The sequence below is a fragment of the Paraburkholderia eburnea genome (assembly GCF_002917095.1).
Lineage (GTDB): Bacteria > Pseudomonadota > Gammaproteobacteria > Burkholderiales > Burkholderiaceae > Paraburkholderia > Paraburkholderia eburnea.
Window position 1 is genome coordinate 1 of record NZ_PQGA01000043.1, and the last position, 8,606, is coordinate 8,606.

Sequence of the window (8,606 nt, forward strand, 5' to 3'; positions counted from 1 at the left end):
CTCCATGGTCTCGCAGGGAACCGACAAGCTTACCGAGGTCGAAACGCGACATTTCTAATTGGCTAGAACACGACATTTCTATAAAGCTACTACATTCAAAACTTCGCTAATTTGCATTATGTAAAATTAAACATGCCCAACCCCGCAGAGCCAGAACCGCTATCCACTATGCGAGCCGTTGTCCGGCGGACTACTTGGCATGCCAAAGGATCTCGCGCTCCTCCGGCAAGCCTTCAATGTTCGTTACTCGATTTCGCCGCTTGCGGGCACGCCGGATCATTGCCCCAATGGCCGTCACAGACGCGCCAGCGGCACAGCTGATCCTCGAAGAATCCGCGCTCGCTGCACGCCTTGACCTGCTGTGCCAGCGAAGCGCTGCCGTCGGTGGCCTTGGCGGACGTCTTCGATCCATGTGTGCCGCCTTGTTTCGCATCCGCAGGCTTGGTGCGCGCGACCAGCACGGCAAGCAGATCGACGTCGGAGTCGTCCCGCTTGCCATTGGCATGCGCGTTCTTCGATTGCGCGAGCGCAGCCTTGCTTTCGCTCTTATGCGCGCTGGCCTTGTCGTGCTTCTCCTGCTTCGTGTCGGCGCTATCGTGCTTGTGCTTTGCCGTGCTCCTGTCAGGCGTCTGAATCGCCTGCGCAGCCTTCGCTTGCGGCGCGACAGGCGCGGCAACAGGCGCAGCGGGCGCGCCGCTGGCACTACCGTCCGCGAGCGCGCGTGAAAGCCGGTCGCTGTCATTGGCCACGCCCGCTTTCGTATTCGCCGCATCGTCGTCGGCGACGATCGTGGCCGCGTGCGACGCCGACGCTTCATCGGGCGCGCTTTTCTGTGCGCCCGCAACGACCGCATGCGATGCGCCCGCAGCCGACGCCGCCGTGACAGTAACCGCGCTAGCCGCTGTCGCCGCCACGCCGGACGCGTTGGACGGCGTGCGCGACATCCAGTGCCATGCACCGAATGCACCCGCGCCAATGACGAGCAACGCCACGAACCCGGCGGCTTTCGGGAACCGCTGCGTCTTGCCGGCGGGCGGAATGGGCGGCACCACGCGCCCTTCGAGGTTCGCGAGAATGCGCGAGCCATTGGGCGTGCCGCTGGCAGGTGCGCCGGCCTGCTTGTCAGGAGCATCGGCAAGCAGACTGGGTGGAGCTTTGGGTCGGGAATTGTCCGGCACACTCATTACTTTAGAGTCTCATTCGGATCGTGCACATTGAATCGGGCCTGTTTCGCCGTGATAATACGTGTCGGCCCAAGTTCGGGCTGGCCTGATTCTAAAATCAAGCATTACAAAAAACAATTGCCTCAGTTCACGGGGTCGCTTTTGGTTGCCATTGCACTCGTAGTCTATTTCGTCATTACCGTGCCGATAGCCGCAATTCTGCTGCTGCCGGGCGTGCGAGCCTCTTTTTTCGATGCCGTATTCAACCTGCATAATATGATCACGCGGCGTATTTCCGCGAGTTCCCTGCATGCGCGCAAGCATATTTATAAATCGGCAAAATATTCCCAATCGACAATGGTCGATATGCAAAATTTGCTGATTAAGCGGCGCTTGCTGATTTTGTCCACGGCAGGTATTCTTGCGACGCCGCCGCTGATTGCTATTGCGCTTCGCGGCCACCAGTTATTCCAATACGATGACACGCCTCGTGTGCCCGATGAAAAAATCGCGGCACTGCTCAATGGTGAGCAGCTTGTTCCGCCACCGCCCTTGCCGCCCGAAGTGTTCGCCACGCAAGAGGTCGAACAGATTCGTCCGGCTCTGGTGGATGCGAGCCGCGACTGGAATCTGCTCGATGCGGACTTCCGTACGCGTCTGTTGCTCGTTTATAAAATCATGCGCGAGCAATACGGTTACGAAATGGCTTTGCTGGAAGGTTATCGCAGCCCCGAACGGCAGGACCGGCTGGCAAAAATGGGCGGCAGCGTGACCAATGCCGCAGCGTTTCAGAGCTATCACCAATACGGCCTCGCTGCGGATAACGCATTCCTGCGCGACGGCAAGCTCGTCATTTCAGAAAAAGATCCGTGGGCCATGCGCGGCTATCAGTTATATGGGCAGGTTGCCGAACAGGTCGGCCTCACATGGGGCGGGCGATGGAAATTGATGGACCTCGGACACGTCGAATATCACAAGCCCGGATTCGTGCTCGGACGCAAACCGGAAACCGCCAGATGACATGCGCGTGTAACCGGCAGCGGATCAACACGCATGTGTATAGGCAGATTGGGCCGAAGCAAAACGCAAAGCGGACAATAAAGGGGATGGTGATGGGGCGTTCTTTCCATGCTTTGAGCGATATGCCGCGGCAACCGCGCGACGCCTCTCCTGATCTCTCACTTTCTTCACATTGCTCGCCGATCCTGTCCACCACATGACCGGCTGCGCACCTCGCCACCGCCACGCATGAATCACCAGAACAGCACTCAAAGCATCAGGATCTGACCGGCATATGCAACGCTTCCTCAACGTGTTGACTCACAAGCGCACGCTTTCCATCATCGGCCTCATCGCGCTGGCAGCCGTGCTCTACATCGCGGCCGACACGCTGCAGATCGGGCTCGTCTGGGTCGCGGTCGTGCTCGGCGTGCTGATCGCACTGTGGCTGATCGTGTGGATCGTGAAGCGCATTCGCGTGCGCCGCGCCAACCGCAAGCTCGGCGACATGCTGGAGCAGCAGGCCCAGGTCGAAGCGCCCGCTGCCGCGGCACGCGGCACTCAGGCCGAACTCGACGCATTGCGCACGCGCCTGACCGATGCGGTCAAGACCATCAAGACTTCGAAGATCGGCCAGCTCTCCGGCGGCTCGGCGCTCTACGAACTGCCGTGGTACATCGTCATCGGCAATCCTGCCGCAGGCAAGAGCAGCGCCGTGATCAATTCCGGCCTGCAATTTCCGTTCGCTGATAAAAAAGAAGCCATCGTGCACGGCATCGGCGGCACGCGTAACTGCGACTGGTTTTTCACGACCGAGGGCATTCTGCTCGACACCGCAGGCCGTTATTCGATTCACGAGGAAGATCGCGGCGAATGGCTCGGCTTCCTCGGCCTGCTCAAGCGCTATCGCCCGAAGGCGCCGATCAACGGCATCATCGTGACCGCGAGCATCGCGGAACTCACGGGCAATCGCCCCGAATTCGCCATCGATCTGGCGAAGAACCTGCGTCAGCGCGTGCAGGAACTGACCGAGAAGCTGGAAGTCTTCGCGCCCGTCTACGTGATGTTCACGAAGGTCGACCTCATTACGGGCTTCACTGAATTCTTCAGCGCCAACGATCGCCACGAATACGACCGCGTCTGGGGCGCTACCCTGCCCTATGAGCCGGACGAAAAACGCGACGTCGTCGCGCAGTTCGACGAGCGTTTCGAGGAACTGTACGAAGGCCTCAAGGAAATCAGCATCGCGCAGATGTCGATCAGCCGCGGCAATGCGCTCACGCCTGGCCAGTTGAGCTTCCCGCTCGAATTCTCGACCATCAAGCCGGCGCTGCGCGCGTTCCTCGCCACGCTGTTCGAGAACAACCCGTTCCAGTACAAACCCATTTTCCGCGGCTTCTACTTCACGAGCGCCCTGCAGGAAGGCGAAACCAATAGCGCCGCCGCGCAGCGCATCGCCAGCCGTTTCGCGCTGTCCTCCGAGGGTCTGCCCAAGGCGCAGGCCGCGTTCTCCAGGAACGGATTCTTCCTGAAAGACCTGTTTTCCAAGGTGATTTTCGCGGACAAGCAGACCGTGCGCCAATTCGCGAGCCCGGCCAAGACGCGCCTGCGCTACGCCACGTTCTTTGGCGTGGTGGCGGCGCTCGCGCTCGCGCTGGGCGGCTGGACGTGGTCGGCCGTCAATAACCAGCAACTGGTCGCGAACGTGCAGGCCGACCTCGACAACGTCGAAAGACTCCAGCAGAACCGCAACGATCTGCAGTCGCGCCTGCAGGCGATGGACATTCTCGAAGACCGTATCGATCAGCTCGAACAGTTCCGCCGCGACAAGCCGCTCGCGGTGTCGCTCGGTCTCTATCAGGGCGACCGTATCGAACAGCATCTGCTTGAGGAGTACTACAACGGCGTGCGTCAGATCATGCTCACGCCGGTCTCGCAGAATCTCGCTTCGTTCCTCAAGGACGTCGATGCGCGCCCGGATCAACTCGCGCCGATGACGCACACACCCGATTCGGGCGCGGTGCCGGTATCCGCGCACGCGGCGATGGCGAACACGAGCCAGGGCGGCCTCTACAGCGACGCCTCGCCTTCGAGCGTGGAAGACGCCTACAACGCGCTGAAGACTTACCTGATGCTGTCCGACAAGCGTCATGTCGAAACCGCTCACCTCACCGATCAGATCGCCCGCTTCTGGCGCGGCTGGCTCGAACAGAATCGCGGCAACATGCCTCGCGACGAGATGATCCGCAGCGCCGAGCGCATGATCACGTTCTATCTCGCGCACGTGTCCGACGACGACTGGCCGATGATCGACGCGAACCTCTCGCTCGTCGATCAGACCCGCGAAAACCTGCGTCATGTGGTGCGCGGTATGCCCGCGCGCCAGCGCGTCTACGAAGAAATCAAGGCGCGCGCCTCCACGCGTTTCGCGCCGATGACGGTCGCGCGTATCGTCGGCGACGGCAATACGGCGCTGGTGGCGGGCAGCTATGCGATCCCCGGCACCTTCACGCGCGAAGCGTGGTTCCAGTATGTGCAGCCCGCGATCCGCGATGCGGCCACCAAGGAGCTGCAAGCGAAGGACTGGGTGCTCAACACCTCGGCGTCCGACGACCTCACGCTCGAAGGCAGCCCGGAGCAGATCCAGAAGACCCTTGTGGGCATGTACAAGGCCGAATATGCGCAGCACTGGCAGAAGTTCATGCAGGGCATTGCCGTGCAGGACTTCGGCAGCTTCGGCCAGGCCGTCGATGCGATGAACCGCCTGGGCGACCCGCAGGATTCGCCGATCCGCAAGATCCTGGAAACCGCGTACGACCAGACGTCGTGGGATAACCCGTCGCTCGTCAACACCACCATCAAACAGGCGCAAAGCGGCATCAAGGGCTGGTTCAAGAACCTGTTCTCGCGCGCCACGAACGGCACGGTGGAAGCGAACATCGACATCAACGGCAATCCGGTCGAAATCCCGATGGGACCGATCGGTCAAGCGTTCGCGGGTCTTGGGCGCATTGTCGTCACGCACGACAACGGCTCGATGCTCAAGGGCTATATGGATTCGCTCTCGAAGGTGCGTACGCGCTTTAACACCATCAAGAATCAGGGCGATCCGGGACCGGGCGCGCGTCAACTGATGCAGCAGACGCTCGACGGCAACGGCTCGGAACTCGCGGATTCGCTGAAGTTCGTCGACGAGCAGATGCTCACGGGTCTGACCGACGATCAGCGCAAGGCGCTGCGTCCCCTGCTCGTGCGTCCGCTCATGCAGGCCTACGCCGTGGTGATCCAGCCGGCCAGCGTCGAAGTGAACAAGGTGTGGAACGCGCAGGTGTACCAGCCGTTCCAGGCCTCGCTCGCCAGCAAGTATCCGTTCGCGGGCACGGCGAAGGTCGAGGCCGGCGCGAGCGAAATCGCCCAGATGTTCGGCCCCGACGGTGCGATCTCGAAGTTCGTGAGCAGCACACTCGGGCCGCTCGCGGTGCGCCGCGGCGACACGCTCACCGCCCGCACCTGGGGCGACATGGGCCTTGCGCTCACGCCGGACTTCACGGGCGGCTTCGCGCGCTGGGTCGCCCCGCTCGCGGGCGGCGCGGCGGGCGCAAGCGGCGGGTCCGCCGAACCGCAGACCGTGTTCCAGATCCTGCCGCAGCCTTCGAGCGGCACGACCGAATACACGATCGCGATCGACGGCCAGCAACTGCGTTATCGCAACACGCCGCCGCAGTGGACCAACTTCGTATGGCCGAACCCGAACGGCTCGCCTGGCGCGACGCTGTCGGCGACCACCTTCGACGGCCGCACGATTCAGCTCGTCAACGAGCCGGGCCGCTATGGTCTGGAAAAACTGATCAACTCGGCACAACGCAGCCGCCGCCCGGACGGCACCTTCGACCTCACGTGGACGCAAGGCAGCGTGACGGTGTCGCTAAGCATGCGCATCATCAGCACCTCGCAGCCCACCGCGGCGAGCGGCGATGCCCCGCAACAGCAAGGTCTGCGCGGCGTGCAGCTGCCGTCGTCGATCGCAAGCGTCGGCGCGGCCGGCAACCCGCAAGGAACGCAAAGCGCACAAAACACGCCGGGCGCCAGCGCGCCCGCCGACGCCCAGGCGGCCACGAGCGCGCCGCAAACCACGGCACCGGCAACCGTTGCTGGCACAACCAACTCGCAGGGAGTTGCGCAATGACGCAAACCGTTCAGGCGCAGATCGCCTACTTCGGCAAAATTCCGTCGCGCGGCGACTTCGTGAAGAGCGCGCACAATCCGCAGCTATTGCAAACGCTGGACAACTGGATCGCCGAAGCGATGAATATGCTCACCGACGATCCACGCTGGAAGATCGTCTACGAAGAAGCGCAGCCGATGCACTTTGCGTTCCTAGGCTCGCAAAGCCGCCTGGCGATCGCGGGCCACATGGTAGCGAGCCACGATCAGTCGTCGCGACGCTTCCCGTTTCTCGCCGCGACCGCGCTGGAGGTCGAGCAGCCGCTCGCGTTTCTCGCGCGCAGTCCGCTGGCTTTCGCGCGGCTCTGGGCGCGCGTGTCTTCGCAAATGCAACCGCTGCTGGGACCGAGCGAGCCTTCGGGCGCCCTGCAGGCGCTCGGCGAAACTTTCGTGCCGGTGGACGTGGGCGGCACGGGCAATCCGCACGACGGCACTTTCGCGGATTTCATCGAGCATCAAACGCTTTCCGGCCTCGAACAGATGCTGCTGGGCAGCGGCCATCCGGTGCGCCTGAAAGGTGCGATGCTCGCGCTCGGCTCGCTGCTGCGCCCGGTGATGCAAAGCGGCACGGCGCATCTCGAACGCGGCCTGACACTGCCGTTGCCGACCGATCCGTTCTATCGCAGCCTCGTGGGCGCGTTCTGGCTCGAACTGATCGCGCCCTTCGTTTCGAAGGCCGATTTCGAGCTGGCCATTTTTCTGGGCACCATCGCGCAGCGCGAGCGGCTCATCATCGGCTTCAACGGTGCATCCGCGAAAACCCTGCATAGCGTGGTCGATCCGCAAACCTATTCCGCTCACAATATCGACATCGACGACCCGGAGTGGGTCGACGATCATGCACAAAGCGACCATGGCATCAGCAAACTCGTCAGCTACCTCGATCAACCGCAACTCTCGCTGCGCGTCGCCATCGACACGTTCCGCGAAGCGTTCATCGGGGAGCCGGTCAATGGCCGCCGTGGCTAAGCGCAGCGGCCTGGCCGCGGCGACGGCGCTGACCTTCGGTGCGCTCGCCTCGTTCGCTACGCTCGCATGGGCCGACGGCGATAGCCCCGCGCGCGTCTCGCCCATCGTAACCAACGGTGCGACGGTTAGCGGCACGATCCCGCCCGCGTCGGGCGCGTCGGGCAGCACGTTGGCCGGTCAGGCCAACGCCCCGTCAGCCGCTTCCGTGCCGCGCAGCGCCGCGACTTCGACGCCCGCCCCCGTTGACACGACGCCCGGCCAGGTCGTGGCAGGCGGCAAGGTGCCCGACGAAGCGACCCACGCCGCCGTGCTGCAACGCTTGCGCGACACCTATGGCGCGGGCAACGTCGTCGATCAGATCGAGGTAGGCGACGTGGCGACGCCGCCGAACTGGTCGTCGAATGTGCAGAAGCTGATTGGCGCGCAGCTCAAGCAGATCCACAAAGGACAACTGAAGATCGACGGCACGCAGATCGACGTGCGCGGCGAGGTGGGCAACGAAGCGCAGCGTCAGCAAATTGCCAGCGATATGGCGAATGCGCTCAATCCCACTTATACGATCCGCAACGGTTTGCGCGTGAGCGCGTCCGAACAGGGTCTGCTCGACCAGACGCTGGCGAACCGCACGATCGAATTCGAAACGGGCAGCGCCACGCTGGCCCCTGAAGGCCGCGCGATTCTCGACCAGATGGCGGCCGTGCTCGCGAAGATGAACACGCGCACGGTGGAAATCATCGGCCACACCGACAACTCGGGTAATCGCAACTCGAACATCGCGCTCAGCCAGGCGCGCGCAGACGCGGTGAAGGGTTATCTTGTGGCCAAGGGGATTTCGCCGCAGCAGTTGACGACCAACGGTGTCGGCCCAGACCAACCCGTGGCGTCCAACGACACCACGGATGGGCGCGCGCGCAATCGACGTATCGAGTTCCGCGCGGGGCTTTGAGCTTTCCGGAAACTCAGTGTCAAGTCCTGGAATAGGTTGACACTATTTTGCGTCCCTGAACTCCCGATGCACCGCATCGGGCGTTTTGTATTGAAGGGCGGTGTGTGGCCGCTCCTGGTTGTAGATACGTACCGATTGCTCAACCATCTTCGCCGCCTGCCGCCTGCCGCCTGCCGCCTGCCGCCTGCCGCCTGCCGCAGGTCGGCGGGACGCTGTAGCAGGAATTCGCCTTTGAGAATGCCGTTGACCCGCTCGGCCAGTGCGTTCTGGTAGCAGTCGTAGCCGTCCGTCATCGAACAACGCAA

Annotated in this window: 5 protein-coding genes and 1 pseudogene; 4 read left to right on the forward strand and 2 right to left on the reverse strand. The window is 62.7% G+C overall.

What is annotated here, in order from left to right:
* Positions 1-233: 233 nt before the first annotated feature.
* Positions 234-1,184 (reverse strand): hypothetical protein, encoded by a 951-nt coding sequence (locus B0G62_RS30815; RefSeq protein ID WP_103707951.1) that lies wholly within the window; start codon positions 1,182-1,184, stop codon positions 234-236.
* Between the two features lie 195 nt (positions 1,185-1,379).
* Between B0G62_RS30815 and B0G62_RS30820 the strand changes: the two genes are divergently transcribed.
* From B0G62_RS30820 to B0G62_RS30835, 4 genes are all read left to right on the forward strand, one after another.
* The gene (locus tag B0G62_RS30820) at positions 1,380-2,183 is read left to right on the forward strand and encodes a M15 family metallopeptidase (RefSeq protein ID WP_456093053.1); all 804 of its coding nucleotides are present in this window, start codon (positions 1,380-1,382) and stop codon (positions 2,181-2,183) included.
* A gap of 274 nt (positions 2,184-2,457) precedes the next feature.
* Entirely contained in the window at positions 2,458-6,348 is a 3,891-nt protein-coding gene (gene tssM / locus B0G62_RS30825; protein ID WP_103707953.1) for a type VI secretion system membrane subunit TssM, read from the forward strand.
* Positions 6,345-7,355: a type VI secretion system-associated protein TagF gene (gene tagF / locus B0G62_RS30830; protein ID WP_103707954.1), complete on the forward strand. Its 1,011-nt coding sequence runs from the start codon at positions 6,345-6,347 to the stop codon at positions 7,353-7,355. The genes tssM and tagF overlap by 4 nt, the downstream gene beginning before the upstream one ends.
* Entirely contained in the window at positions 7,339-8,301 is a 963-nt protein-coding gene (locus tag B0G62_RS30835) for an OmpA family protein (protein ID WP_103707955.1), read from the forward strand. Before tagF ends, B0G62_RS30835 begins: the two co-directional genes overlap by 17 nt.
* A 42-nt stretch (positions 8,302-8,343) precedes the next feature.
* On the opposite strand, the pseudogene B0G62_RS30840 reads toward B0G62_RS30835, so the two are convergent.
* Positions 8,344-8,606: pseudogene (locus B0G62_RS30840) on the reverse strand (integrase core domain-containing protein); the annotation flags it as partial.

Excerpts from the sequence above, each read along its gene's own strand:
- B0G62_RS30835 (WP_103707955.1), top strand. The coding sequence starts at position 7,339 with ATGGCCGCCGTGGCTAAGCGCAGCGGCCTGGCCGCGGCGACGGCGCTG.
- B0G62_RS30815 (WP_103707951.1), bottom strand. The coding sequence starts at position 1,184 with ATGAGTGTGCCGGACAATTCCCGACCCAAAGCTCCACCCAGTCTGCTT.
- tagF (WP_103707954.1), top strand. The coding sequence starts at position 6,345 with ATGACGCAAACCGTTCAGGCGCAGATCGCCTACTTCGGCAAAATTCCG.
- tssM (WP_103707953.1), top strand. The coding sequence starts at position 2,458 with ATGCAACGCTTCCTCAACGTGTTGACTCACAAGCGCACGCTTTCCATC.